This window comes from Kitasatospora sp. NPDC058162, from assembly GCF_042884005.1.
In the GTDB taxonomy this organism is placed as follows: Bacteria; Actinomycetota; Actinomycetes; order Streptomycetales; family Streptomycetaceae; genus Kitasatospora.
The window spans coordinates 62,022-87,401 of record NZ_JBHVUS010000039.1; the positions used below are offsets into that span (position 1 = coordinate 62,022).

Consider the following 25,380-nt stretch of genomic DNA (forward strand, 5'->3'; position numbering starts at 1 on the left):
TTTTACACCCCCCTCCCGCAATCCCCTTCTCACACCCGGGGGGGGGGGTTTTTTTTTTTTTTATCCCCCCGGGGGGGGGGGGGGGGGCCCCCCGGGGCCCCCCCCCCGCCCCGGCTCGTCGGCGGGCGCTGCCACGGCATCTGTTCGGTATCAATTCGCCCAGGGCGTAGGGCAGACCCGGCGAAGAGGACGGAATCACGGGCCCGGCAGAGTACCGTCGGATAGCGAGACCGAGCGCCGTCGGCGCGGACGGTCCACAGCACCAGGCCCCGGAACCCCTGCGGGGCCCCTGGCGAAGGGGAAGCACCTCGTGGCACGCATCGGAGACGGTGGCGACCTGCTCAAGTGCTCGTTCTGCGGCAAGTCGCAGAAGCAGGTGAAGAAGCTGATCGCCGGCCCAGGCGTGTACATCTGCGACGAGTGCATCGACCTGTGCAACGAGATCATCGAGGAGGAACTCGCCGAGACCTCCGAGGTCCGTTTCGAGGAGCTCCCGAAGCCGCGCGAGATCTACGAGTTCCTGGACCAGTACGTGGTCGGCCAGGACCTCGCCAAGAAGGCGCTGTCGGTCGCGGTCTACAACCACTACAAGCGGGTCCAGGCGGGCGAGGCCGGCCGTAGCGGCGGCAACGGCCGCGAGGACGCGATCGAGCTGGCCAAGTCGAACATCCTGCTGCTGGGCCCCACCGGCTCCGGCAAGACCCTGCTGGCGCAGACCCTGGCCCGGATGCTGAACGTCCCCTTCGCGATCGCGGACGCCACCGCGCTGACCGAGGCCGGGTACGTCGGCGAGGACGTCGAGAACATCCTGCTCAAGCTGATCCAGGCGGCCGACTACGACGTCAAGAAGGCCGAGACCGGGATCATCTACATCGACGAGATCGACAAGGTCGCGCGCAAGAGCGAGAACCCGTCGATCACCCGCGACGTCTCCGGCGAGGGCGTGCAGCAGGCGCTGCTGAAGATCCTGGAGGGCACCACCGCCTCGGTGCCGCCGCAGGGCGGGCGCAAGCACCCGCACCAGGAGTTCATCCAGATCGACACCACCAACGTGCTGTTCATCGTCGGCGGCGCGTTCGCCGGCCTGGAGCGGATCATCGAGGGCCGCGCGGGTGCCAAGGGCATCGGCTTCGGCGCCAACATCCGTTCCAAGCGCGAGTCGGACGCCAGCGACCACTTCCGCCAGGTGATGCCCGAGGACCTGGTGAAGTTCGGCATGATCCCCGAGTTCATCGGCCGTCTGCCGGTGATCACCAGCGTGCACAACCTCGACCGCGAGGCGCTGCTGCAGATCCTCACCGAGCCGAAGAACGCGCTGGTCAAGCAGTACCGCAAGCTCTTCGAACTGGACGGCGTGGAGCTGGAGTTCTCCCGGGACGCGCTGGAGGCGATCGCCGACCAGGCGATCCTGCGCGGCACCGGCGCGCGCGGTCTGCGGGCCATCATGGAGGAGGTGCTGATGTCCGTGATGTACGAGGTCCCCTCGCGCCAGGACGTCGCCCGCGTGGTGGTCACCGGGGACGTCGTCTCCAAGCACGCCATCCCCACCCTCGTCCCGCGCGACATGATCAAGCGCGAGCGCCGCGACAAGAGCGCCTGAGCCGTCGGCTCACAGCCCTGAAGGGGCCCCGCACCGGAATCCGGTGCGGGGCCCCTTCGGTTCGCTACTGCCGTGCGGGCGGGCCTACTTGGGCACCTCGGCGACCGCGCGCAGCTCGCGGGTGTCGGCGGCGAGCTTGTCCAGGTCGGGCCGGGTGCCGGGGAGCGGCACCCGGCCCACCAGGATCACGCTGCTGCTGTCCGCCCAGACGCACAGGCCCGACTGGTGGTTGGACCTGGTCATCACGGCGCACTCCATGGTGCCGCCCTTGGGCCCGGCGTCCACCGTGCGCCGCTGGCTGATCGCGTCGGCCTTGCCGCCGCCGGCCCCGGCGAAGGCCTGGTCGAGCTCCTGCTTCGGCATCAGGACCTTGCCGTAGCCGCCGGCCACGATGAGCTGCTGCCTCGACTGCCCGTCCTGGTACACCCCGGCCACGCCGATGGGGTTCCAGCCGCCGTCGCCCTGGCCGAAGCTCTTGGCCATGCTCCGTTCCATCTCGGCGGTGACGGCGCTGTCGTTGTCGCGGGTGAGGTCCTGGAAGGTCTCGGGCAGGACGACCTTCTGGGTGCCCGCGCTGTTGGCCGCGTCCCAGACGACGTACCCCAGCGCGCCGCCGCCCAGCAGCACGACGGCGCCGATGGTGCCGAGCACGATCCACAGGGTCCGGTGGGACCGGCGCGGCGGCGGGACCGGTGCGTATCCGCCGTAGTAGGGCGGGTAGGCACCGGCCGCGCCCGGCGCGCCCGGGTAGCCGGGCGGCGGGGCCTGCGGCGGGACGCCGTAGCCGTGGTCGGCCGCCGGTGGTGGTGCCGGGAACCCCTCCCGCGGCGGGCCGAACGGGTTCTGATCGGACATGCGGGGCCCCTTTCCGGGACGGCGGGCGTGGGGATGGTCGCCGGTGGCCCCGGCGGGGCCGGAGCCGGTCCGGGTGTGCCAGGACTACTTGGCGACCTTCATGGCGTCACGGACGGTGCGGGCCTTCTCCGCGGCCTGGTCCGGGGTGATGCCCGGGCTGGTGCCGTCGCTGCTCAGGCTGAAGTGGCTGAAGGTGACCCGGCCGTAGGTGGACTTGTCCGCCCACACGCAGACCGTCGGGCCGGGCTTGCCGATCATGCTGGTGACGCCGCAGCTGAGCTTGCCGTCGGAGGCGTGGCTGTCCTTGGCGGGGAAGTCGGCCATCGGGGTGGTCCAGGTCAGGCCGCCGCTGTCCTTCTTGGAGTCGGCGATGATCTGGCTCGGGTCGTTGATGCTCCCGTAGATGCCGATGACCGACAGCGAGTCCATGTTCTTGACGTCGCTGCCCTTGCTGTAGCTGGCCACCACGCCGTGCAGGTCCGTGCCGACCTTCGCGACCTCGGGATTGCTCATGTCGGCGGCCTTCTCGGTCGCCGACTTCTGGACGTAGCCGTCCAGCAGCGTCTGCGGGGCGGCGAGCTTGTACTGGCCGCCCGAGTCGCTGCCGCCGAGGAACTTCCAGGCGGCGAAGCCGCCGCCGCCGAGCACCAGCGCGCCGATGACCAGGCCGATCACCAGGCCGCCCTTGCCCTTCTGCGGCGGCGCCGGGTAGCCCGGCTGGCCGTACGGGGCCTGCGGCGGCATGCCGTACTGCGGCTGCGGGGCGCCGTAGGGCTGCTGCTGGGGCGGGTACCCGTACTGGGGCTGCGGGGCGCCGTACGGCTGCTGCGGTGGCGGCGCGCCGTAGGGCTGGCCGCCGTAGGGCTGGCCCTGAGGCTGCGGATACTGCTGTCCCTGTCCCTGGCCGTACATGTGTCCTCGTGCTCCCCCGCCGCACCTGCGGCCGATCTTCGTATGGGTAGGTCCGTGTGCGTCCGGTCACCCGGACCAGTGCCCGGGCACGGTACCGCACGGCGCGCGCGGCGGGAGCGCCCGGTCGGGCCGAGCCCGCGGACCGAAAGCGGTTCGTAACCAGCGCCCCCGGTTACGTAAACTGTGCGTCGTGACCGACACGACGAACCAGCGCCCCGTGAGCACCACCGGGGACGATGCGGCAACCCTCCCGACGACCTACACCCCCGCGGACGTAGAGGGCGAGCTGTACGAGCGCTGGGTAGACCGTGGCTACTTCACCGCGGACGCCAAGAGCGACAAGCCCGCGTACACGATCGTCATCCCCCCGCCGAACGTCACCGGCGCCCTGCACCTGGGCCACGCCTTCCAGCACACGCTGATGGACGCGCTGACCCGCCGCAAGCGCATGCAGGGCTTCGAGACGCTCTGGCTGCCCGGCATGGACCACGCCGGCATCGCCACCCAGAACAAGGTCGAGCAGCAGCTCGCCGAGTCGGGCCTGTCCCGGCACGACCTGGGCCGCGAGGCCTTCGTCGAGAAGGTCTGGGAGTGGAAGCAGAACTACGGCGGCCGCATCCTCGGCCAGATGCGCCGCCTCGGCGACGGCGTGGACTGGTCGCGCGAGCGCTTCACCATGGACGAGGGCCTCTCCCAGGCCGTCCAGACCATCTTCAAGAAGCTCTTCGACGACGGCCTGATCTACCGCGCCGAGCGCATCATCAACTGGTGCCCGCGCTGCCTCACCGCGCTGTCCGACATCGAGGTGGAGCACGAGGAGGTCCCCGGCGAGCTGGTCTCGATCCGCTACGGCGACGGCGACGACTCGATCATCGTCGCCACCACCCGGGCCGAGACGATGCTGGGCGACACCGCCGTGGCCGTCCACCCGGACGACGAGCGGTACCGGCACCTGATCGGCCGGACCATCAAGCTGCCGCTGACCGACCGGGAGATCCCGGTCGTCGCCGACGAGCACGTCGACCCGGAGTTCGGCACCGGCGCCGTCAAGGTGACGCCCGCGCACGACCCGAACGACTTCGCCATCGGCCAGCGCCACAACCTGCCGAACCTGACGGTGATGGACGAGCGCGGTGCGATCACCGTGCACGGCCCCTTCCTCGGCCTGGACCGGATGGAGGCCCGCTCGGCCGTCGTCGGCGCGCTGCGCGAGCAGGGCCGGATCGTCGCCGAGAAGCGCCCGTACATGCACGCCGTCGGCCACTGCTCGCGCTGCCACACGGTGGTCGAGCCGCGGCTGTCGCTGCAGTGGTGGGTCAAGGTCGAGCCGCTGGCCAAGGCCGCCGGTGACGCCGTCCGCGACGGCAAGGTGGAGATCCACCCGAAGGAGCTGGAGCGCCGCTACTTCGACTGGGTCGACAACATGTACGACTGGTGCATCTCGCGCCAGCTCTGGTGGGGCCACCGGATCCCGGTCTGGTACGGCCCGGACGGCGAGGTCGTCTGCGTCGGACCGGACGAGCAGCCGCCGACCGGCGAGGGCTGGGTGCAGGACCCGGACGTCCTGGACACCTGGTTCTCCTCCGGCCTGTGGCCGTTCTCCACGCTCGGCTGGCCGGAGAAGACCGCCGACCTGGAGAAGTTCTACCCGACCGACGTCCTGCTGACAGGCCACGACATCATCTTCTTCTGGGTCGCCCGGATGATGATGTTCGGCCTGTACGCGATGGACGGCGAGGCGCCGTTCAAGACCGTCGCCCTGACCGGCCTGGTGCGCGACGAGTTCGGCAAGAAGATGTCGAAGTCCTCCGGCACCGCCGTGGACCCGCTGGACTGGATGGACGCCTACGGCGCCGACGCCGTCCGCTTCACCCTGGCCCGCGGCGCCAACCCGGGCGCCGACGTGCCGATCGGCGAGGACTGGGTCAAGGGCTCGCGCAACTTCTGCAACAAGATCTGGAACGCGACCCGCTTCGCGCTGATGAACGGCGCCACCGTCGAGGGCCCGCTGCCCGCGCCGGAGGAGCTGACCGCGGCCGACCGCTGGATCCTGTCGCGGCTGAACGCCACCGTCGCCGAGGCGGACGCGCTGTACGACGACTACGAGTTCGCCAAGGTCTCGGACGCGCTGTTCCACTTCGCCTGGGACGAGGTCTTCGACTGGTACGTCGAGCTCTCCAAGACCACCCTGGCCAAGGGCGGCCCGCAGGCCGACGCCTCCCGCCGGGTGCTGGGCGAGGTGCTGGACGTCACGCTGCGGCTGCTGCACCCGGTGGTGCCGTTCGTCACCGAGACGCTGTGGACCCGGCTCACCGGCGCCGAGTCGCTGGTCGTCGCCGAGTGGCCGAAGGACAGCGGCTTCCGCGACGCGGCGGCCGAGGCCGAGGTCGCCCTGGTGCAGCAGGTGGTCACCGAGGTCCGCCGGTTCCGCATCGACCAGGGCCTGCAGGACCGCCAGCGCGTCCCGGCCGTGCTGGAGCTGGCCGGCACCGCGCTGGTCGACCACGAGGACGCGATCCGCTCGCTGCTGTGGCTGACCGCCCCGGCGGAGGGCTTCGCGGCCAGCGCCTCGCTGCCGGTGGCCGGTGCCACCGTCGCGCTGGACCTCTCCGGCACGATCGACGTCGCGGCGGAGCGCAAGCGCCTCGCCAAGGACCTCGCGGCCGCCGAGAAGGAGAAGACCCAGACCACCGCCAAGCTCGGCAACGAGGCCTTCCTGGCCAAGGCGCCGGACGACGTGGTCGCCAAGATCCGGGGCCGCCAGGAGGCCGCCGAGGCCGACATCGCCCGGATCACCGCCCAGCTCGCGGCGCTGCCGCAGGGCTGACGCACTGCCCCCGGAGGGGCCGCACCCCGCGCGTCGCGGGGTGCGGCCCCTCGGCGTTTTCCCGGCGCGCCCGTTTCCCGCGCGCCGTTTTCGTCGCGTCCGAAAGGACGGCCACTACGCCTAATAGAGCAGCAACATTGCTCCCTTCCGGCGAATATTCATCCTGGACCGGGTGAGGTCCTATTCCGAGCGAATTGATTCCGGTCTTGCCCGCGCGCGTTCGCGGAAGTTTCCAGGTCGGATGTGTACGGTGTGCTCGGAGTTTCCGAAGGTGTTTCGGCTGAGCGTTCCTGCTGAGCGACGGACGGGAGGGCATGGCGTGGTGGTGACCCAGGAGTTGGCCGAGGAACTGCCTGCCGAGGCGGTCGAGGAGGCCAAGGCCAGGGCGGCGACCCTGCTGCTCGCCTTCCGGCACGGCAACCAGCTCGCGTTCGACCACGAGCTGGACCTCCTGCTGGCGGAGAACGCCGAGCGGGAGGTGACCGCCCTGCTCACCTGGATCGCCGCCGAGGCGGTCCGCAAGGCCTACGCCCCCGAGGTCGGCGACCGGGTGCTGCGGGCGATGGCCCGGCGGGCCCCGGAGGACAGCGCCGCGGTCCAGGTGGACGAGGAGACCGCGAACGCCGCCCAGTTGATCGAGGCGGTGGCGGACGGCCGGGTGGCCGAGGTCCGCGGCCTGGTCGCGGCGACGGCGGACACCACCTACCTGCTCGGCGGCCTGCTGCAGGGCGTCGCGATGATGCTGCCGCTGCTGCCCGAGGGCGAACTGGCCGAGATCACCGCCGAGTTGCGCCGCCGGCACGGCGGCGCCGCGCACGTCCCGGAGGCCCGGGCCGGGGTCTGACCCAAGTCCCCTTCAGGAAAGGGGACTTGACTCGCCAGACGGGATGGGCGGGCCCTACGCGGCCAGCGGGGCCGCCGCCGCGGCGTCGCGCTCGGCCAGTGCGGCGGTCAGTGCGGCGATCCGGGCCGAGGCGAGGCCGTCGCCGTACGGGCTCGGGGTGGCGGCGAGCCGGGCCAGCCGCTCTGGGGTGTCGGACAGCCAGGCGCGGGCCAGACCGCCCAGCTCCTCGCCGGGCCGCACCAGCGCGGCGAAGCCGGCGTCGACGGCCTCCGGGCGCTCGGTGGAGCGGCGCACCACCAGCAGCGGACGGCCGAGCACGGTGCACTCCTCCTGCACGCCGCCGGAGTCGGAGACCAGCAGCGCGGCATGGCTCGCCAGGCCCAGGAAGTCGCCGTAGCCGACCGGCTCGGTGACGGCCAGGCGCTCCAGCAGGGCGTCCAGCCCGAAGCGTTCGACGGCGGCCCGGGTGCGCGGGTGCATCGGGAACAGCACCGGGGTGCCGGCCCGGGCGATCCGGTCCAGCTCGGCCAGCACGGCGCCGAGCGCCTCGGCGGTGTCGGTGTTCTCCGGGCGGTGCACGGTCGCGAGCACGTACCCGTCCGGGCGCAGCCCGTGCGCGGCGAGCAGCGCGGCCCGGGCGGCTGCGTCCGGCAGCTGACGGCGGACCACCTCGACGACGGTGTTGCCGGTGAGCTCGATCCGCCCCCGGTCGAGGGACTCGGCGCGCAGGTTGGCGACGTTGTCCTCGGTGGCGGCGCAGAGCAGGTCGGAGACGTGGTCGACCATCACCCGGTTGTGCTCCTCGGGCATCGCCCGGTCGAAGCTGCGCAGCCCGGCCTCGACGTGCACCAGCGGGATCTCCCGGGCGTTGGCGGCCAGCGCTCCGGCGAGGGTGGCGTTGGTGTCGCCCTGGACGACGACGGCGGCCGGGCGGTCCTCGGCGAAAGCGGCGTCCAGCTGGCCGAGGGACTGGGCGATCTGGCCGGCCCGGGGGCGGCCGCCGACGCCGGTGAGCAGCTCGGGCTCCGGCAGGTCGAGGTCGCGCAGGAAGCGGCCGGACATCGCCTCGTCCCAGTGCTGGCCGGTGTGCACCAGCCGGGTGGCGTCGCCGAGCTCGTGGATCAGCGGGGCGAGCTTGACCAGCTCGGGGCGGGTGCCGAGGACGACGGCGACGCTGTTCGGGGGCAGGCACATGCTCATGCGGGGGCTCCGGTGGGACGACGCGCGGGTGGGGGAGTGGGGGCTCAGGATTCGAGCGCGGTGGGGGCGCCGACGGCGACCTTCTCGGCGTTGCGCCGGGTCTTGGCCCAGCCGTTGCGGCCGAGCAGCAGTCGGACGGCGGCCCGGGTGGCGACCACGAAGAGGTGGTAGGCGTAGAGCCAGACCAGGACGCCCCAGAGCAGTCCGGTGAGCCGGCCGCGGTCCGGGTGGGCGACCCTGCGGTAGGCGAGGCCCCAGAACACCATCGGCAGCGCGGCGAGCGCGAAGGCGAGCAGCATCCACGGGCCGAAGCGGAGCTGGAACGCGGCGGTCTCGGCGGGGAAGAGCACCAGTCCGGCGGTGGTGATGGCGAGCGAGAGCGGGAACAGCAGCACCAGCAGCACGCAGACCACCGGCTGCAGGAAGGTGTAGAGCACCTCGGCCTTGCCGGAGGCGGTGTAGTGCGGGGAGCGCAGCACCCGGCCGGTGTAGCGCAGGCACTGCATGTTGCCCTGGGCCCAGCGGGTGCGCTGGGTGAGGAAGCGGCGCAGCGAGATCAGGCCCTCCTGGGAGACCTGGGCCTCGGTGACGTGGGTGAGCCGCCAGCCGGCCAGCCGCAGGTCGAGGCCGGACTCGTAGTCCTCCAGCAGGGCGCGCTCGGGCCAGGGGCGGCCGGCCCGGCCCTCCTCGGCGGTGAGCGAGTCGAGGGCGGTGAGCCGCACGAACTGGCCGTTGCCGCCGAGGCCGACGCTGCCGGTGCGGCGGCGCAGCAGCTGCATGCCGGCGTTGTTGGCCTGGAACTCGACGTCCTGCATCCGGACCAGGGCGCGGGCGAGGGCGTTGGCGGTGCGGCCGCGGCTGGGCAGCGGGCGTTCGTCGTCGGCGTTGCGCATCCGCACGCCGATCTGGACGGCGCCGGTGTCGGGGCGGCCGAGGGCCTTGGGGTTGCTGACCTGGCCGAGGGTGCCGGGGTCGAGCTGCCCGTCGGCGTCGACCACGCCGACGACCACCCGGGAGCGGTCGGTGGACGGAGGGAGCCAGGCGGAGATCTCGCGGTAGGCGGCGTTGAGCGCGGCGCCCTTGCCGATCCGGGCGTGCGGGCGGCGGCGCTGGACGAGGTGGATCCGCTGGTCGCGGGCCGCGGCGGCGAGCACGAGGTCGCGGGTGGCGTCCTCGCTGTCGTCGTCGATCACCCACAGGTGGGCCTCGGGCGCGACGGCCCGCAGGCCGTCCAGGGTCTGGGTGACCACGGCCTCCTCGTCGCGGCAGGGGATGACGAGGTGCCACTGGAAGGCGGCGGGGTCGCCGGGTGGGGCCGGGCGGCTGTGCTTGAAGGCGTGGCGGGAGCCGGCCCAGTAGACGAGGAAGCGTCCGAAGACGAAGGCCATGTATGCGACGAGGGCCAGGGAGATCAGTCCGGCGAACCAGACGACGGCGTCCTGGCGGAGCACGATCCAGTCGTGCAGGGCGTCGGGCATGGCGCAGTGCTCCTCGTGATCAAAGGCTGTCAGCTCCTGTGGGTTGCGAATCGATGCTTCATTGCCGTCAAAACTCGCCAAATCGATAGTAAAGGGAGCAAACTCAAGAAGCAGGGCAAAGCCGGGGCAAAGTGGCCGTTCTCACCCCGCCACCCGCCGTGCCGCGCTCCCAGCGCGCGCCGTCGCCCTCGCCCTGTGAGGACGGGCCGCCACCGCTCCGTAGACTGTGGTCGTGAGCGACAAGGCCGACCCGAATCCGTACACCCTCCGCCCCGCCGACGGCGACACCGGCAGCACCGGCGACGCCCTGCGCGACGTCGAGCTGGAGCTCTCCAAGCGCTGGCCGGAGAACAAGCTGGAGCCCTCGCTCGACCGGATCGAGGCGCTGATGGACATCCTGGGCCAGCCCCAGCGGTCCTTCCCCTCCATCCACATCACCGGCACCAACGGCAAGACCTCCACCGCCCGGATGATCGAGCAGCTGCTCAACACCTTCGAGCTGCGCACCGGGCGCTACACCAGCCCGCACGTGGAGAGCGTCACCGAGCGGATCAGCCTGGACGGCCTCCCGATCAGCCCGGAGCGCTTCGTCGAGGTCTACCGCGACATCGAGCCCTACGTGCAGATGGTCGACGCCGCGCAGCCCGTCCCGATGTCCTTCTTCGAGGTGCTCACCGCGATGGCCTACGCCGCCTTCGCCGACGCCCCGGTGGACGTCGGGGTGGTCGAGGTCGGCATGGGCGGCTCCTGGGACGCCACCAACGTCATCGACTCCGCGGTGGCCGTGATCACCCCGATCGGCCTGGACCACACCGACAAGCTCGGCAACACCACCGGCGAGATCGCGGTCGAGAAGTCCGGGATCATCAAGTCCGGCGCCGTCGCCGTGGTCGCCCAGCAGCAGCTGGACGCCGCCCAGGTCATCCTGCGCCGGGCCGTCGAGGTGGACGCCACCGTCGCCCGCGAGGGCATGGAGTTCGGCGTGATCCGCCGTGAGCTCGCCGTCGGCGGCCAGCTGGTGACGCTGCGCGGGCTCGGCGGCGAGGAGTACGAGGACGTCTTCATCCCGCTGCACGGCGAGTACCAGGCGCACAACGCCGCGCTGGCGCTGGCCGCGGTCGAGGCCTTCTTCGGCGTCGGCGGCGCCCGCGGCGGGCAGCTGGACGTCGACAAGGTCCGCCAGGGCTTCTCCGGCGTCTCCTCGCCGGGCCGCCTGGAGATCGTCCGCCGCAGCCCCACGATCATCCTGGACGCCGCGCACAACCCGCACGGCGCCCGGGCCACCGTCTCCGCGATCAACGAGTCCTTCGGCTTCACCCGCCTGGTCGGTGTGATCGGGACCTCGGGGGACAAGGACGTGGCCGGTGTGCTGGAGGCCTTCGAGCCGATCCTGGCCGAGGTCGTCATCACCCAGAACTCCACCCACCGCGCGATGGACGTGGACGCCCTCGCGGCCCTGGCCGTCGAGATCTTCGGCGACGACCGGGTCCAGGTCGAGCCCCGCCTCGACGACGCCATCACCGCGGCCGTCACCCTGGCCGAGGAGGAGGGCGACCTCGGCGGTGCCGGGGTGCTGGTCACCGGTTCGGTCATCACGGTGGGCGAGGCCCGCCTGCTGCTCGGGAGGAAGTGACATGAGGACGCTCTGCTCCTCGACGCTGATCGGCGAGGCGTTGCTGGTGCTCTTCGCGGCGCTGGTCGCGATGCAGCTCTCCAGCGTCTCGACGGCCACCGTGTGGATCGTCAGCGGCATCGCGATGGCGCTCTGCATTGCGCTCTGCGGCATGATCAACCGCCCCGGCGCGGTGCAGATCGGCTGGGCGCTGCAGATCGGCCTCATCGCCAGCGGCTTCGTCCTGCCGACCATGTTCGGCCTCGGCGTGGTCTTCGCCGGCCTGTGGTGGTGCTCGGTGCACTACGGCCGCAAGGTCGACGCGTTCAAGGCCGCCCGCGCCGCCGCCGAGGCCCAGGCCGCCTGAGTCGAGGCCCAGGCCGCGTGACGCCGGTCGGACGGGGGCGGCCTTCACCAGCTCGCTGCCGACCGGTCGTTCACGCAAGGTAACCTCTGCCCCATACCGCATGCCGTACCAAATCCCCAGGAGACGCACCGTGTCCCAGCGCACTCTCGTCCTGCTCAAGCCCGACGCCGTCCGCCGCGGCCTGGCGGGCGAGATCATCAGCCGCATCGAGCGCAAGGCCGGCTGGCAGCTGACCGCCGTCGAGCTGCGCACCTTCGACCGGGAGACCCTGGAGACGCACTACGCCGAGCACGTCGGCCGCCCGTTCTACGAGCCGCTGCTGGAGTTCATGACCTCCGGCCCGTCGATCGCGATGATCGTCGAGGGCGAGGAGGTCGTGAAGGGCATCCGGATGCTGGCCGGCGCCACCAACCCGCTGGAGGCCGGCTCCGGCACCATCCGCGGCGACTACGCGACCATCACCCGCGAGAACCTGATCCACGCCTCCGACTCCCCGGAGTCCGCCGAGCGCGAGATCAAGATCTTCTTCCCTGCGAACGCCTGACGCCGGGTCCGTTCCCGGGCGCCACGCCCCGGCAGGACCTTGGTACTGCCCCGGTCGGGACCATTGGCCCGGCCGGGGCATTCTTATCGTGAAATAGGGAACTGGGAACGCCGACACGGCGTCCCAATGCTCGGAGAAGCGATCACGCTCCGGACAATGGACGGTATGCCCCGCGTCGATGTCCGTGCCGTGCGGCGTGACTACGATGGACGCGACTCAAGGGCCCGGTAAGGCAGCTCAGCCGACTCCGCCCAAGCGAGGGCGTGCATCCGTCCACCCCCCAAGAACTCCGAGCCCGGGAAGGCACCCACACCCCATGGCGAGCAACCTGTCGTTCATCGGCCGCGACTTGGCGATCGACCTCGGAACAGCCAACACGCTGGTGTACGTCAGGGGCAAGGGGATCGTCCTCAACGAGCCGTCCGTCGTCGCGGTCAACACCAACACCGGCGGCATCCTGGCGGTCGGCGCCGAGGCCAAGAAGATGATCGGCCGCACGCCCGGCAACATCGTCGCCATCCGCCCGCTCAAGGACGGCGTGATCGCCGACTTCGAGATCACCGAGCGGATGCTGCGCTACTTCATCCTCAAGATCCACCGCCGCCGCTACCTCGCCCGCCCGCGCGTCGTGGTCTGCGTGCCCTCCGGCATCACCGGCGTCGAGCGCCGCGCCGTCATCGAGGCCTCCTCGCAGGCCGGCGCGCGCCAGGTGCACATCATCGAGGAGCCGATGGCCGCCGCCATCGGCGCCGGCCTGCCCGTCCACGAGGCCACCGGCAACATGGTCGTCGACATCGGCGGCGGCACCACCGAGGTCGCCGTCATCTCCCTCGGCGGCATCGTCACCGCCCAGTCCATCCGGGTCGCCGGCGACGAGCTGGACAACGCGATCGTCCAGCACATCAAGAAGGAGTACTCGCTCCTCCTCGGCGAGCGCAGCGCCGAGCAGATCAAGATGAGCATCGGCAGCGCCTTCGGCATGGAGGGCGAGAAGGACGAGCACGCCGAGATCCGCGGCCGCGACCTGGTCAGCGGCCTGCCCAAGACCGTGGTCATCTCCGCCGCCGAGGTCCGCGCCGCCATCGACGAGCCGGTCAACTCGATCATCGACGCGGTCAAGACCACCCTCGACCAGTGCCCGCCCGAGCTGGCCGGCGACGTCATGGACCGCGGCATCGTGCTCACCGGCGGCGGCGCCCTGCTGCGCGGCCTGGACGAGCGGCTGCGCCGCGAGACCGGCATGCCGATCCACATCGCCGAGAACCCGCTCGACTCCGTCGCGCTCGGCTCCGGCAAGTGCGTCGAGGAGTTCGAGGCGCTCCAGCAGGTACTGGACGCCTCGCCGCGCCGTTAGCACCACGACGACAAACCGACACTCAACTGAACGGGCTGCCGCCCGGGCCCCACAGCCCCGGGCGGCCGCCAGGTACGAAGGGGCAGTACCAGCACCGTGAGGGACACACGAGAGAGCCGGCTGCTGCTCATCCTGCTGGTGGCCGTCGCCTTCGCGCTCATCACCGTGGACATCAAGGGCGGTGAGGACTCCCCGCTCGGCCCGGCCCGACACGCCGCCGCCAGAGTCCTCGGCCCGGTCGAGCGCGGCGCCGCCGACGTCGTGGACCCGGTCGCGAACACCGTCCGCGCCTTCCGCGACGCCGCCACCGACAGCGGCCGCACCGACCAGCTCGCCCGCGAGAACACCGAACTGCGGCAGAAGCTCGCCTCCTCCGACATGGCCGCCGGGCGCACCAAACAGCTGGACGACCTGCTGCGCACCGCCGGCGCCGGCGGCTACACCGTCAAGGCCGCCCAGGTCATCGCGATCGGCCCGGCCCAGGGCTTCTCCTGGACCATCACCGTCGACGCCGGCAGCGACGACGGCCTCACCCGCGACATGACCGTCATCAACGGCCAGGGCCTGGTCGGCCGGATCACCACGGTCGGCCCGACCACCGCCACCGTGCTGCTCGCCTCCGACCCCGGCTTCACGGCCGGCACCCGGCTGGAGGGCAGCGGCGAGATCGGCTTCGCCTCCGGCGGCGGCGACAGCCCGATGAAGGTCTCCCTGCTCAACGGCAAGGCCCAGGTCAAGGCCGGCGACCGGCTGGTCACCTTCGGCTCGCAGAGCGGCCGCCCCTTCGTGCCCGGCGTGCCGGTCGGCAAGGTCACCGAGGTCCAGGCCAACGCGGGCCAGCTGACCAAGACCGTCCTGGTCGAGCCCTTCGTCCAGTTCACCCGGCTGGACCTGGTCGGCGTGGTGGTCGTGCCGCCGCGCACCGACCCGCGCGACGCCGTGCTGCCGCCCGCCCCCACCCCGGGGCAGAGCCAGGCCCCGGCCGCGCCCGCCCAGCCGCAGACCTCCGCGCCCGCCGCGCCGCCCGCCAAGCCCACTGGGGGGAACTGAGCCATGCGCCTCGCCCGCATCCCCGTCTCCGCCGTCCTGATCCTGCTCGGCCTGATCCTCCAGGTCAGCGTGTTCGGCCGGCTCCAGCTCCCGGGGGCCACCCCGGACATACTGCTGCTCGTCGTGGTCGGCCTGGCCATGGTCTACGGGCCGACCGGCGGCTGCCTGGTCGGCTTCTCGGCCGGCCTGCTCGCCGACCTCGCGCCGCCCTCCGACCACGCGATCGGCCGCTACGCGCTGGTGCTCTGCCTGATGGGCTACGCCGCCGGGCTGCTGCGCCCCGAGCACGGCCGCCAGCGCTCCGTCTCCAGCGCGCTGCTGGTGGTCGGCGCCGCGGCGATCGCCTCCACCCTGCTGTACGCGATGGTCGGCGCCCTGGTCGGCGACACCGCGGCCCGGCACGTCGGCCTCGGCGGCCTGGTGATCAGCGCCCTGCTGTACGACCTGCTGCTGGCCCCGTTCGTGGTGCCGCTGGTGATGCTGCTCGGCCGCCGCTTCGGGCGCGACCCGGTGACCGCCGCCAGCGACGACGACGAGGGCGGCCCCGGGCTGGGCTCGCTGGCCCGCTACCGCACCACGCGCGACGTCTCCAGCGGACCGTCGTACAAGAAGCGGCGCGTGCCCGGCTTCGCCCGGCGCCCGTAACCCGGCCGGCCCGGGCCTCCGAGCCCTCGGGCCCCTCGGGCCCCTCGGGCCCCTCTGGCCGTTTCGGCCCCAGACCTCTTGACCCTCCCGCACCCCTGGAGCGCACGAGACGTGAGCAACATCCCCGAGACCGGCCGTACCCGGCGGGTGACGATCCGTCTGGTGGTGCTGCAGATCCTGGTGCTGTCGCTGCTCGCCACCCTGGGCGGACGGCTCTGGTACCTGCAGATCCGCAACGCCAAGGAGTACACCGCCAAGGCGACCGGCAACCACATCCGCGAGGTGGTCGAACCGGCCGTCCGCGGCGAGATCCTGGACGCCTCCGGGCGGATCCTGGCCGGCAACGAGACCCGGCTGGTGGTGTCCGTCAGCCGCACCTCGCTGCTCCAGCAGAAGGACGGCGGCAAGGGGGTGCTCGGCCGGCTCGCCGAGGTGCTCGGGATGCCCGCCAAGGACGTCCAGGAGAAGGTCCGGCTCTGCGACGCCAAGACCCAGCAGCCCTGCTGGAACGGCTCCCCGTACCAGCCGATCCCGGTCACCAAGGAGGCGACCACCCAGCAGGCGATGCAGATAATGGAGCGCCGCGAGGACTTCCCCGGGGTCACCGCGCAGCCCACCGCCGTGCGCCGCTACACCGGCGCCGAGGGCGCCAACATGGCCCAGGTGCTCGGCTACCTCTCGCCGGTCACCGACGAGGAGGTCAGCAAGACCGCCTCCAAGAGCGGCCTGGACCGCTACCTGCCGGCCGACCAGATCGGCCGGGCCGGCCTGGAGTCGGTGTACGACCGCGACCTGCGCGGCACCGCGGGCATCACCAAGCTGGCGGTCGACAACCTCGGCCGGGTGATCGGCACCGCCGGCAGCGTCGCCCCGCAGACCGGCGACAACCTGGTCACCAGCATCGACGCCCGGGTGCAGAAGGTCGTCGAGGACAACCTGGCGCAGGCCATGACCGACGCCCGGAACACCTTCGACAAGGTCACCAACCGCAACTACGAGGCCGACTCCGGCGCCGCCGTCGTGATGGACGTGCACACCGGACGGATCGTCGCGATGGCCAGCGCCCCGACCTACGACCCCAACCTGTGGGTGGGCGGCATCAGCGGCAAGGACTACCAGTCGCTGACCAGCAAGGACTCCAACTTCCCGCTGCTGAACCGGGCCATACAGGGTCAGTCCGCCCCCGGCTCGACCTTCAAGGTCGTCTCCACCACCGCCGCCGTGCAGGCCGGCTACTCGCTGGACGGCACCTACGCCTGCCCCAAGAGCCTCACCATCGGCGGCCGCGAGTTCAAGAACTTCGAGAGCGAGAACTTCGGCTCCATCTCCCTGGAGAAGGCGCTGGAGGTCTCCTGCGACACCGTCTTCTACGGCCTGGCGTACGACCAGTGGATGAAGGACGGCGGCATCAAGCCGAAGAACCCGGGCGACTGGTTCTTCAAGACCGCCCACGAGTTCGGCCTCGGCGCCAAGACCGGCATCGACCTGCCGGCCGAGGTCCCCGGCCGGGTGCCGGACCGGCAGTGGAAGCAGTCCTTCTACGACAACAACAAGGACGCCTGGTGCGCGCAGGCGCAGAAGGGCGGCAACAGCTTCTCGGACCAGATCGCCCGGGAGAACTGCGTCGACGGCTACCAGATGCGCGCCGGTGACGCCGTCAACTTCGCGATCGGCCAGGGCGACACCCTCGTCACCCCGGTCCAGATGGCCCGGATCTACTCGGCGCTGGCCAACGGCGGCACCTTCTACCGGCCGACCATCGCCAAGGCGGTGATAAGCCCGAGCGGGGACCTCGTCCGCGAGATCGCCCCGCACGAGGACGCCAAGTTCCCCGGCGACCAGAAGCTGCTCAGCTACATCGACCAGGCCACCGCGGGCGTCATCACCAGCGGCACCGCCGCCTGGAAGTTCGCCGGGGCCGGCTGGCCGCAGAACAAGATCGAGCTGCACGCCAAGACCGGCACCGCCGAGGTCGAGGGCAAGCAGACCACCTCCTGGCTGACCACGTACAGCAAGGACTACGCGGTCGTCATGACGATAAGCCAGGGTGGCACCGGCTCCGGCGGCTCCGGCGACGCCGTGCGCCGGATCTACCAGGCGCTGTACGGCGTGGACGACAAGGGCAACATCGACAACAGCAAGGCGCTGCTGCCCGCGCCGCAGAGCCAGCTGCCGAAGTTCAACCCGGACGGCACCGCGATCATCAAGCCGGCCTCCTACGACGCCGGTGCGGTGCCGCCCGCCCAGGCCGCCCAGGCCGTCCAGCTCGCCCCGCTCGCTCCGGCGCAGGCCGGCGCGGTCGCGGCCGCGCAGGTGGACTACGACCCCGCGGTGGCCTTCCTCGACCCGACACCACCGGCCGGCAGCCCGGCGTCGTACACCGCGGTCGACGCCGCGCTCGAACCGAACCGCCCGGGAAGGGGACGGGCATGACCTCCTACGGCTCGTACCGGCAGCTGCGGCTGAGCCCCCAGCGCAGCGGGGTCTCCAAGGCCCTGGCCAAGGACTCCCCGCTCTGGCGGCTGGACTGGATACTGCTGCTGGCCGGCCTGGCCCTCTCGCTCGTCGGCTCGCTGCTGGTCTGGTCGGCCACCCGCGGGCGCGACAACCTCACCCACGGGGACCCGCAGTACTTCCTCTACCGGCACCTGACGAACTTCGTGATCGGCCTGGTGCTGTGCGCCGTGGTGATAGCGATAGGAGCCCGGCGGGTCCGCACCCTGGTGCCCTTCGTCTACGTCGGCGTGATCCTGCTGCTGCTGGCGACGCTCAGTCCGATCGGCTCGACCGTCAACGGCGCCCACTCGTGGATCCAGCTCGGCGGCGGCTTCTCCGTCCAGCCGGCCGAGTTCGCGAAGATCGCCATCATGCTGGCGATGGCCGTCGTGCTGTCGGACCAGGTGGACGCGGGCGAGCGGGAGTTCCCCTCGCACCGGGCGGTGTTCCGGGGCCTGATCTGGGCCTGCCTGCCGATGGGCCTGGTCCTGCTGATGCCGGACGCCGGGTCGGTCATGGTGATGTCCGCGATCGTGCTCGGCATCCTGCTCGGCTCCGGCGCCGCCAACCGCTGGGTGCTCGGCATCCTCGCGCTCGGCGTCGGCGGCAGCATCGCGATCTGGAAGCTCGGGCTGCTCAGCCAGTACCAGATCGACCGCTTCGCCGCCTTCGCCAACCCGCAGCTCGACCCCAACGGCGTCGGCTACAACACCGCCCAGGCCCGGATCGCGATCGGCTCGGGCGGGCTGACCGGCAAGGGGCTGTTCCACGGGACGCAGACCATCGGGCAGTTCGTGCCGGAGCAGCAGACCGACTTCGTGTTCACCGTCGCCGGTGAGGAGCTGGGCTTCGTCGGGGCGCTGGCGATCATCTCGCTGGTCGGCGTGATCCTCTGGCGGGCCTGCCGGATCGCCCGCCAGGCGACCGACCTGTACGGGACGATCGTGGCGGCCGGGGTGATCGCCTGGTTCTCCTTCCAGGCCTTCGAGAACATCGGGATGTGCCTGGGCATCATGCCGGTCGCGGGCATCCCGCTGCCCTTCGTCTCCTACGGCGGCTCCTCGATGTTCGCGGTCTGGATCGGCATCGGGCTGCTCCAGGCGGTGCGCAGCCAACGGCCGATAGCGGCCTGAGAATTCGGCTCCCAGGGCCGGTCCGGATTCCTCCGGACCGGCCCTTCTCCTTACCCTGGAAGGGAGTTGACGGACCGTCAGGCGGGTTGGCTGTGCAGCAGGCAGTCCGCGGCGGTCAGCACCGCCCGGGTCTGGTGGGCCAGCTGCTCCTGGACCGGCACCCAGCGGGCGCCGAAGCGGTGGCGCAGCCGGTCCAGGCTGTCCGCGACCACGGCGCGGGCGCGCTCCCGGGTGTCCTCGGCGGCCGGGCCGCGGACGTCGGCGAGCAGCCGCAGCAGGACCGAGGCCACCCGCAGCGGCAGCCGGGCGGCGACCAGCCCGGCCGTGGTCGCCCGGGCGGCGCTCAGCGGCCCGGTGCACCACAGCTCCAGCCACTCGGCGGCGACCCGCGGGGCCACCGCCAGGTTGAACTCGGCGGTGCGCAGCAGCGGGCCGTACTCCTCCCGGGCCTGCGCCGGGACGCGGGCGAGCAGCGCGGAGAGCTGCTCGGTGCGGACGGTGAGCTCGCGGGCGGCCTCGCCGACGGCCCGCGGCCCGGCCGGGTGGACGCGGGCGTCGCCGACCGCGTCCACGGCCCACATCGGGACCTCCAGGACGGCGGTCACCGCGCCGTACCGGGCCGCGTAGGACCAGGTGGACAGCTCGGGCTCGTCCGGCAGGGCCCGGGGCGTGCCGGTGCTGCCGGGCGCCGGCATCAGATAGGTGCCGGGGGCGGGGCTGGACCAGCCGACGGCGTCGTAGGAGTCCACGTCGAGCGGGATGCCGGCCCGGTCGGCGGAGCGGGCGAAGCGCTCGGCCAGGCCGTGCACCGGGCCGGTCAGCTGGACGAAGGCGCCGCCGAAGTCCACCCCGTGCAGCGAGCACTGCAGGAAGGGGCGCAGCTCGTCGATCAGTCCGGTCAGCGCCAGGCTCTCCGGCATCGGCGGGCGGCCGGAGCCGGGGGCGGGCAGCAGTTCGGGCTGCTCCTCGAAGGCGGGGCGGAAGAAGTGCTCGTAGTGGCGGCGCATGGTGAGCGGGCCGTCCAGCCAGCCGGCGTTGAGGGCGGCGCCGTCCGGGTCCAGGCACAGCAGCAGGTGCCAGGACAGGCCGGGCCGGGCGGGGCGCTCCAGCAGCACCTCGGCCAGCCGGACGGCGGCGGCGGTGCCGATCGGCTCGTTCGGGTGCGGGCCGCCGACCACCAGGGCGGCGCGCGGCCCGCGGTCCACCGAGAGCAGCAGCAGCGGGCGCCCGGCCCGGGAGCGGCCCACCTCGCGCAGTCGGCAGCGGTCGGGGTGGCGCAGGGCGAGGCGGCGGGCCGCGCACTCGGCCTGGGCGGGCGTGGGGTAGCGGGTGGGCCGGGCGTCGGGGGTCCGCAGGGTCAGGGGCCGGACCCGCCGACCGGTGTCGGTCATGGTTCTCCTTGCGACCGGTCGCACGGTCGCCGGGGCGCGCGGGGGTGCCGCGCCGCCGGACGCGGCCTGCGGGCCGGGACGGGCTCTGCGGGGCCGGGGGAGGGGGCCGCGCGGGGACGGGGGAGGGCGTGCTGGGGCGAGCGGGCCGCCGGGGAATCGGCGTTGGCCGAGCGTACGACCCAACTCCCGTCTCCGGAAGGGGCGCAAGGCCTCGGGCAGGGCCCTGTCAGTACCGCACGGGCCCTCCGGGCGTGTCAACGGCGGACGGCGCCGGCCCGCCCGCGCGCACCGCGCGTGCCGGGGCGGTCACCGGTGGGCGCGGAACGCACCGGAGCGCGCGGGCGGGCGACCGGCCGTTCCCCGGATTGGGCTACCCTTGAGGGTCACCCCTCCCGTGCCGACTCGCGGCACCGAATCACGTCGTAAGGGTTCCTAGTACATGACTGTCGAATCGGTCTTCCCACGCCTGGAGGCCCTCCTCCCGCACGTCCAGAAGCCGATCCAGTACGTCGGCGGCGAGCTCAACTCGACCGTCAAGGACTGGGACGCCTGCGACGTCCGCTGGGCGCTGATGTACCCCGACGCCTACGAGGTCGGGCTGCCCAACCAGGGCGTCATGATCCTCTACGAGGTGCTCAACGAGCGTGAGGGCGTGCTGGCCGAGCGCACTTACAGCGTCTGGCCGGACCTCGAGGCGCTGATGCGCGAGCACCGCGTCCCGCAGTTCACGGTGGACGCCCACCGCCCGGTCAAGGCCTTCGACGTGTTCGGGCTGTCGTTCTCCACCGAGCTCGGCTACACCAACATGCTGACCGCGCTCGACCTGGCCGGCATCCCGCTGGAGGCCAAGGACCGCACCGACGAGGACCCGATCGTCCTGGCCGGCGGCCACGCGGCGTTCAACCCCGAGCCGATCGCGGACTTCCTGGACTGCGCGGTGATCGGCGACGGCGAGCAGGCCGTCCTCGACATCACGGAGATCATCCGCGCCTGGAAGGCCGAGGGCCGTCCGGGCGGGCGCGACGAGCTGCTGCTGCGCCTGGCGCGCACCGGCGGCGTGTACGTGCCGAAGTTCTACGACGTGGAGTACCTGGCCGACGGCCGGATCGGCCGCGTCGTGCCGAACGCCCCGGGCGTGCCGTGGCGGGTGTCCAAGCACACCGTGATGGACCTCGACGAGTGGCCGTACCCCAAGCAGCCGCTGGTCCCGCTCGCGGAGACGGTGCACGAGCGGATGTCCGTGGAGATCTTCCGCGGCTGCACCCGCGGCTGCCGCTTCTGCCAGGCCGGCATGATCACGCGCCCCGTGCGGGAGCGAAGCATCACCGGCATCGGCGAGATGGTCGACCGCGGGCTCAAGGCGACCGGCTTCGAGGAGGTCGGCCTGCTGTCGCTGTCCAGCGCCGACCACACCGAGATCGGCGACATCGCCAAGGGCCTGGCCGACCGCTACACCGAGGACAAGATCGGCCTGTCGCTGCCGTCCACCCGCGTCGACGCCTTCAACATCGACCTCGCCAACGAGCTGTCCCGCAACGGGCGCCGCTCGGGCCTCACCTTCGCCCCCGAGGGCGGCAGCGAGCGCATGCGCAAGGTGATCAACAAGATGGTGTCGGAGGAGGACCTGATCCGCACCGTCGCCACCGCCTACGGCAACGGCTGGCGCCAGGTGAAGCTGTACTTCATGTGCGGCCTGCCCACCGAGACCGACGAGGACGTGCTCCAGATCGGCGAGATGGCGAAGAACGTCATCCAGAAGGGCCGCGAGGTCACCGGCCAGAACGACATCCGCTGCACCGTCTCCATCGGCGGGTTCGTGCCCAAGCCGCACACCCCGTTCCAGTGGGCCCCGCAGCTGTCCGCCGAGGCCACCGACGCCCGCCTGGCCAAGCTGCGCGACTCGATCCGCGGCGACCGCAAGTACGGCAAGAACATCGGCTACCGCTACCACGACGGCAAGCCCGGCATCGTCGAGGGCCTGCTCTCCCGCGGCGACCGCCGGGTCGGCGCGATCATCCGCGCGGTCTACGAGGACGGCGGCCGCTTCGACGGCTGGCGCGAGTACTTCTCGTACGACCGCTGGATGGCCTCCGCCGAGAAGGGCCTGGCCGGCACCGGCGTCGACGTCGACTGGTACACCACCCGCGAGCGCTCCTACGAGGAGGTGCTGCCCTGGGACCACCTGGACAGCGGCCTCGACAAGGACTGGCTGTGGGAGGACTGGCAGGACGCCCTGGAGGAGGTCGAGGTCGACGACTGCCGCTGGACGCCGTGCTTCGACTGCGGCGTGTGCCCCCAGATGGACACGGCCATACAAATCGGCCCGACGGGCAAGAAGATGCTTCCGCTGACGGTCGTGAACAGCCCTGGCCAGTAGGAATGCATGGTGGCGTGGGTGACACGGCGAGCGAGCTGTGTGACCTACTTCACAGCCTCTCGGAGGGTGAGCGGGGGCTCGTCCTGGGCGCACTCGGTATGAGCTCCGCCCCGGGCGAGTCTTCCGCCCCCTCCGGGGAGACCCGGCAAGGCGGCCGGAGGACCCCTCTGCCCGCCGCCCGGAGTGCCCCGGGCATCGAGTCCTCGATCGAGTGGGTCTGAGGCTCTGGAGCCACGCGTAGAGCCCTCCCTGGATCTTCCGGGGAGGGCTTCTGTGTGTGCGGTTGCCCCGCCACGGCGGTGGGCGGCGCCGAAAGGGTTAGTCCGCGGAACAGCCCCAGTACGCGATCTCTACCGGCTCGTCGTGTCGGTACAGCACTGTGCACCGGCCGACTCCGCGGCCAACCGGGTCCAGCAACTGGCGCATCGAGGCCTCCCATCGCTCGTGTGTGGGTCGGCCATCGGGAGCCCAGCTGCGGATCTCGTTCTCGGTCAACGGCCGCATCACGGCGATGTCGTCGTCGGCTTCGGCGTCGATCAGTGCGTAGAAGTCGAGCACCGTGCAGGTTCCTCCGGTCAGGATGTACTCCTGCCAGGCTTCGTCCCTCCACAGCTCCGTGATGCTCTGCCCCGGGAAGCCGTGATCGTCCGCCGCCAACTCCTGAGCCTGCGCCTGACGAAAGGCCGCTTCAAGATCCTGCTGGTAGGGCCCGGTCGCTGCCCATTCATTGCCGCCCACGCAACACCTTTCCTTGATCACTGTCCTTCGGCTGCGCCGCACGCTAACGGTTACCGCTGACAGGACCATCCAGTGCCTTGGCGGGATCGCCCACCTTCGAGTGGCGACCGGCAGCTGTCAGCTACCTCCTATGAGTGACAGGTGGGCGGCGGCCGACTTGGACAGGCTCTCCAGCATGGCCTTGCCCTTCTCGGCCGTGCCGAGGGACGGGCGGCCGATGATCCCGTTCTGGGTGTAGCCGGCCATGCCCACGGTGAGGAGGTGGGGGCGCTCCGGGGCGTCGTGGTCGTCCTGCTCGATTCCTGCGCGGACGAGGTGGGGCGCGCCGTGGAGGAGGAGCGACACCTCCAGCTCGCCGCCGTGCATGTCCTCGGCGCCGCTGCTCTCCAGGGCGGCGGCTTCGCGGGCCTGGTGCCAGTCCTCGCGGACCGGGAAGAGGGCGACGCGTGGGCCCTCGGTGTTGGCCTCCTGGACCACGTTGGAGAGCACGTAGTTCCCGCCATGCCCGTTCACGATCAGCAGGCCTGGGACGCCGGACGCCCGGAGGGACTTCCACGTGTCGTTGATCACGGCGTAGAGCGTGGCGGCGCTGATGCTGACGGTGCCCGACATGTGGGCGTGCTCGTGGGAGCAGGACAGCGTGATGGGCGGCAGGAGGAACAGGTCGTAGTCGGCGGCGATCCGCTGGGCGATCAGGCTGGCTACGACGGTGTCGGTGGTCAGGGGCAGGTGGTCGCCGTGCTGCTCGAAGCTGCCGACCGGCAGCACGGCGATCTTGGCGCCGCGCCGGCGTTCGTCTGCGGAGGTGGCGGCCGTGATCAGTGCGTCCATGGGCCCAGCCTCTCTCATGAGGTCAACGGCGGTCGAGAGGGGATCCGCCGCTCATCAGGGTCAAGCGACCGGTGAACGTGGCTACTTCGGGTACGGCTCTCCACTGCTGGAGTGCCTTGCCTGCTGCGGACAGTTCGGACATGGCCCGGGCGGACTCGGTGTCGATGGCGATCGACAGTGCCCGGTCTGCCGCTGCGGCGGCCTGCTCGGGTTCGCCGGACACCGCGTAGGCGCGCGCCAACCTGGAGAGGTACACGCCCTGGTCGTTGCGGTAGATCGACGGCAGGATCTGGAGCTCGGCTTCGAACATGTCCACGGCCGTTCGTGGGTCGCCGAGTTCGAGCAGGCAGTTCGCGCGCTGCATCTCGATGTAGGTCGGGGTGCAGTACGCAAGATCAAGCGCGTCGTCCGCGTGGGAGTCGTCCGGCTCGGCGGCGAGTTCGTGGGCCTCGTCGAACTTGGCCTGGGCGAAGCGCTGGTTGCCAGTGAGGGTGTGGCCCTGTGCCTCCTGCTGAGCGGCAAGCGCGCGGATGCGGAGGGTGGCACCGGCAGCTCGTTGTGCGGCGCGAGCGAGGCTGATGGCCTTCTGGGCATCGCGCCGGGCGGTGGCCTGGTTGCTCTTCCGGAAGAGCACGTAGGCGGCCATGACGTCATCGCCCGCTTCCTGCGCCCATTCCATGGCGCGGTCCGACCAGTAGAGGGCCTGGTCGAAGTCGCCGAGATCCTGGTTGAGCCAGCCCAGGAACTCCGCGGTGCGGGCGCCGATGATGAGGAGATCGTCCCGGGCACGCCCGGCGGCGTTTTGCTGAATGCGGTCGAGCAACCGGACGTGTCGGGTCACCGCGTCGAGCGCGTGGCGGGAGCCGAGCAGGTTCGCGGCCCGGTAGTGGCCGGGCATCAGGCCGCGCAGGTGGCTGACGAAGAACTCGGGGTCGATCGGTGAGTTGAGGCCCTGCCCGGTAGCGGACGGCTCCGGCACGCGGCGCCTGGGCGAGGGGAGGGGCGTCTCCTGTTCCCACTCCCTGGCGGCCAGCCCGAGCATGCGTCCGGGGATGTGGAGGCCGTCCGCGATCCGTTCGATGAGGTCGATCTTCTCGATCTTGCGCTTCCCGGAGGCGATCTCGCC

The 25,380-nt window shown here is 71.6% G+C and carries 19 protein-coding genes and 1 pseudogene; 12 read left to right on the forward strand and 8 right to left on the reverse strand.

Going from position 1 to position 25,380, the window contains the following annotated elements:
- Positions 1-310: 310 nt before the first annotated feature.
- On the forward strand, positions 311-1,600 hold the full coding sequence (gene clpX / locus ACFVXG_RS39220) for an ATP-dependent Clp protease ATP-binding subunit ClpX (protein WP_030283761.1): 1,290 nt from the start codon (positions 311-313) through the stop codon (positions 1,598-1,600).
- 84 nt (positions 1,601-1,684) lie between these two features.
- Here the strand turns inward: clpX and ACFVXG_RS39225 are convergent, their stop codons facing one another.
- Both ACFVXG_RS39225 and ACFVXG_RS39230 read right to left on the reverse strand, forming a co-directional pair.
- Positions 1,685-2,455 (reverse strand): hypothetical protein, encoded by a 771-nt coding sequence (locus ACFVXG_RS39225; RefSeq protein ID WP_387934884.1) that lies wholly within the window; start codon positions 2,453-2,455, stop codon positions 1,685-1,687.
- 84 nt (positions 2,456-2,539) lie between these two features.
- A complete protein-coding gene (locus ACFVXG_RS39230) occupies positions 2,540-3,367 on the reverse strand; it encodes a hypothetical protein (RefSeq protein ID WP_387934886.1) in 828 nt (275 codons plus the stop codon).
- Between the two features lie 190 nt (positions 3,368-3,557).
- Between ACFVXG_RS39230 and ACFVXG_RS39235 the strand changes: the two genes are divergently transcribed.
- The gene (locus ACFVXG_RS39235) at positions 3,558-6,194 is read left to right on the forward strand and encodes a valine--tRNA ligase (RefSeq protein ID WP_387934888.1); all 2,637 of its coding nucleotides are present in this window, start codon (positions 3,558-3,560) and stop codon (positions 6,192-6,194) included.
- 319 nt (positions 6,195-6,513) lie between these two features.
- The gene (locus ACFVXG_RS39240; protein ID WP_387934890.1) at positions 6,514-7,038 is read left to right on the forward strand and encodes a hypothetical protein; all 525 of its coding nucleotides are present in this window, start codon (positions 6,514-6,516) and stop codon (positions 7,036-7,038) included.
- 54 nt (positions 7,039-7,092) lie between these two features.
- On the opposite strand, the gene wecB is transcribed toward ACFVXG_RS39240, so the two are convergent.
- Together wecB and ACFVXG_RS39250 are read right to left on the reverse strand one after the other, a co-directional pair.
- Positions 7,093-8,232 carry a non-hydrolyzing UDP-N-acetylglucosamine 2-epimerase gene (gene wecB, locus ACFVXG_RS39245; protein ID WP_387934917.1) on the reverse strand — a complete coding sequence of 380 codons (1,140 nt, stop codon included), beginning with the start codon at positions 8,230-8,232 and terminating at the stop codon, positions 7,093-7,095.
- Between the two features lie 50 nt (positions 8,233-8,282).
- Positions 8,283-9,716 carry a glycosyltransferase gene (locus tag ACFVXG_RS39250; RefSeq protein ID WP_387934892.1) on the reverse strand — a complete coding sequence of 478 codons (1,434 nt, stop codon included), beginning with the start codon at positions 9,714-9,716 and terminating at the stop codon, positions 8,283-8,285.
- 232 nt (positions 9,717-9,948) lie between these two features.
- Between ACFVXG_RS39250 and ACFVXG_RS39255 the strand changes: the two genes are divergently transcribed.
- From ACFVXG_RS39255 to rodA, 8 genes are all read left to right on the forward strand, one after another.
- Positions 9,949-11,349 (forward strand): bifunctional folylpolyglutamate synthase/dihydrofolate synthase, encoded by a 1,401-nt coding sequence (locus ACFVXG_RS39255; protein WP_387934894.1) that lies wholly within the window; start codon positions 9,949-9,951, stop codon positions 11,347-11,349.
- 1 nt (position 11,350) lies between these two features.
- Positions 11,351-11,695: a DUF4233 domain-containing protein gene (locus ACFVXG_RS39260; RefSeq protein WP_387934896.1), complete on the forward strand. Its 345-nt coding sequence runs from the start codon at positions 11,351-11,353 to the stop codon at positions 11,693-11,695.
- 130 nt (positions 11,696-11,825) lie between these two features.
- Positions 11,826-12,239: a nucleoside-diphosphate kinase gene (gene ndk, locus ACFVXG_RS39265; RefSeq protein WP_350505447.1), complete on the forward strand. Its 414-nt coding sequence runs from the start codon at positions 11,826-11,828 to the stop codon at positions 12,237-12,239.
- 328 nt (positions 12,240-12,567) lie between these two features.
- The gene (locus ACFVXG_RS39270) at positions 12,568-13,593 is read left to right on the forward strand and encodes a rod shape-determining protein (protein WP_317621116.1); all 1,026 of its coding nucleotides are present in this window, start codon (positions 12,568-12,570) and stop codon (positions 13,591-13,593) included.
- Between the two features lie 96 nt (positions 13,594-13,689).
- The gene (gene mreC, locus ACFVXG_RS39275) at positions 13,690-14,643 is read left to right on the forward strand and encodes a rod shape-determining protein MreC (protein ID WP_387934898.1); all 954 of its coding nucleotides are present in this window, start codon (positions 13,690-13,692) and stop codon (positions 14,641-14,643) included.
- 3 nt (positions 14,644-14,646) lie between these two features.
- Positions 14,647-15,288: a rod shape-determining protein MreD gene (gene mreD, locus ACFVXG_RS39280; protein ID WP_350505445.1), complete on the forward strand. Its 642-nt coding sequence runs from the start codon at positions 14,647-14,649 to the stop codon at positions 15,286-15,288.
- Positions 15,289-15,399: 111 nt separating this feature from the next.
- Positions 15,400-17,721 (forward strand): penicillin-binding protein 2, encoded by a 2,322-nt coding sequence (gene mrdA / locus ACFVXG_RS39285; RefSeq protein WP_387934901.1) that lies wholly within the window; start codon positions 15,400-15,402, stop codon positions 17,719-17,721.
- On the forward strand, positions 17,718-18,917 hold the full coding sequence (gene rodA / locus ACFVXG_RS39290) for a rod shape-determining protein RodA (RefSeq protein WP_387934903.1): 1,200 nt from the start codon (positions 17,718-17,720) through the stop codon (positions 18,915-18,917). The genes mrdA and rodA overlap by 4 nt, the downstream gene beginning before the upstream one ends.
- Before the next feature lie 77 nt (positions 18,918-18,994).
- Here rodA and ACFVXG_RS39295 read toward each other — a convergent pair whose 3' ends face one another.
- Positions 18,995-20,308 (reverse strand): M14 family zinc carboxypeptidase, encoded by a 1,314-nt coding sequence (locus ACFVXG_RS39295; protein WP_387934905.1) that lies wholly within the window; start codon positions 20,306-20,308, stop codon positions 18,995-18,997.
- Positions 20,309-20,747: 439 nt separating this feature from the next.
- Here ACFVXG_RS39295 and ACFVXG_RS39300 point away from each other — a divergent pair, with 439 nt between their 5' ends.
- On the forward strand, positions 20,748-22,685 hold the full coding sequence (locus ACFVXG_RS39300; RefSeq protein ID WP_387934907.1) for a TIGR03960 family B12-binding radical SAM protein: 1,938 nt from the start codon (positions 20,748-20,750) through the stop codon (positions 22,683-22,685).
- Positions 22,686-23,003: 318 nt separating this feature from the next.
- Here the strand turns inward: ACFVXG_RS39300 and ACFVXG_RS39305 are convergent, their stop codons facing one another.
- The 3 genes and pseudogenes from ACFVXG_RS39305 to ACFVXG_RS39315 form a co-directional block, all read right to left on the reverse strand.
- Positions 23,004-23,423: a hypothetical protein gene (locus ACFVXG_RS39305; protein WP_387934909.1), complete on the reverse strand. Its 420-nt coding sequence runs from the start codon at positions 23,421-23,423 to the stop codon at positions 23,004-23,006.
- A gap of 117 nt (positions 23,424-23,540) precedes the next feature.
- Entirely contained in the window at positions 23,541-24,254 is a 714-nt protein-coding gene (locus ACFVXG_RS39310) for a creatininase family protein (protein WP_387934911.1), read from the reverse strand.
- Between the two features lie 22 nt (positions 24,255-24,276).
- Positions 24,277-25,380 (reverse strand): annotated as a pseudogene (locus ACFVXG_RS39315) (hypothetical protein); the annotation flags it as partial.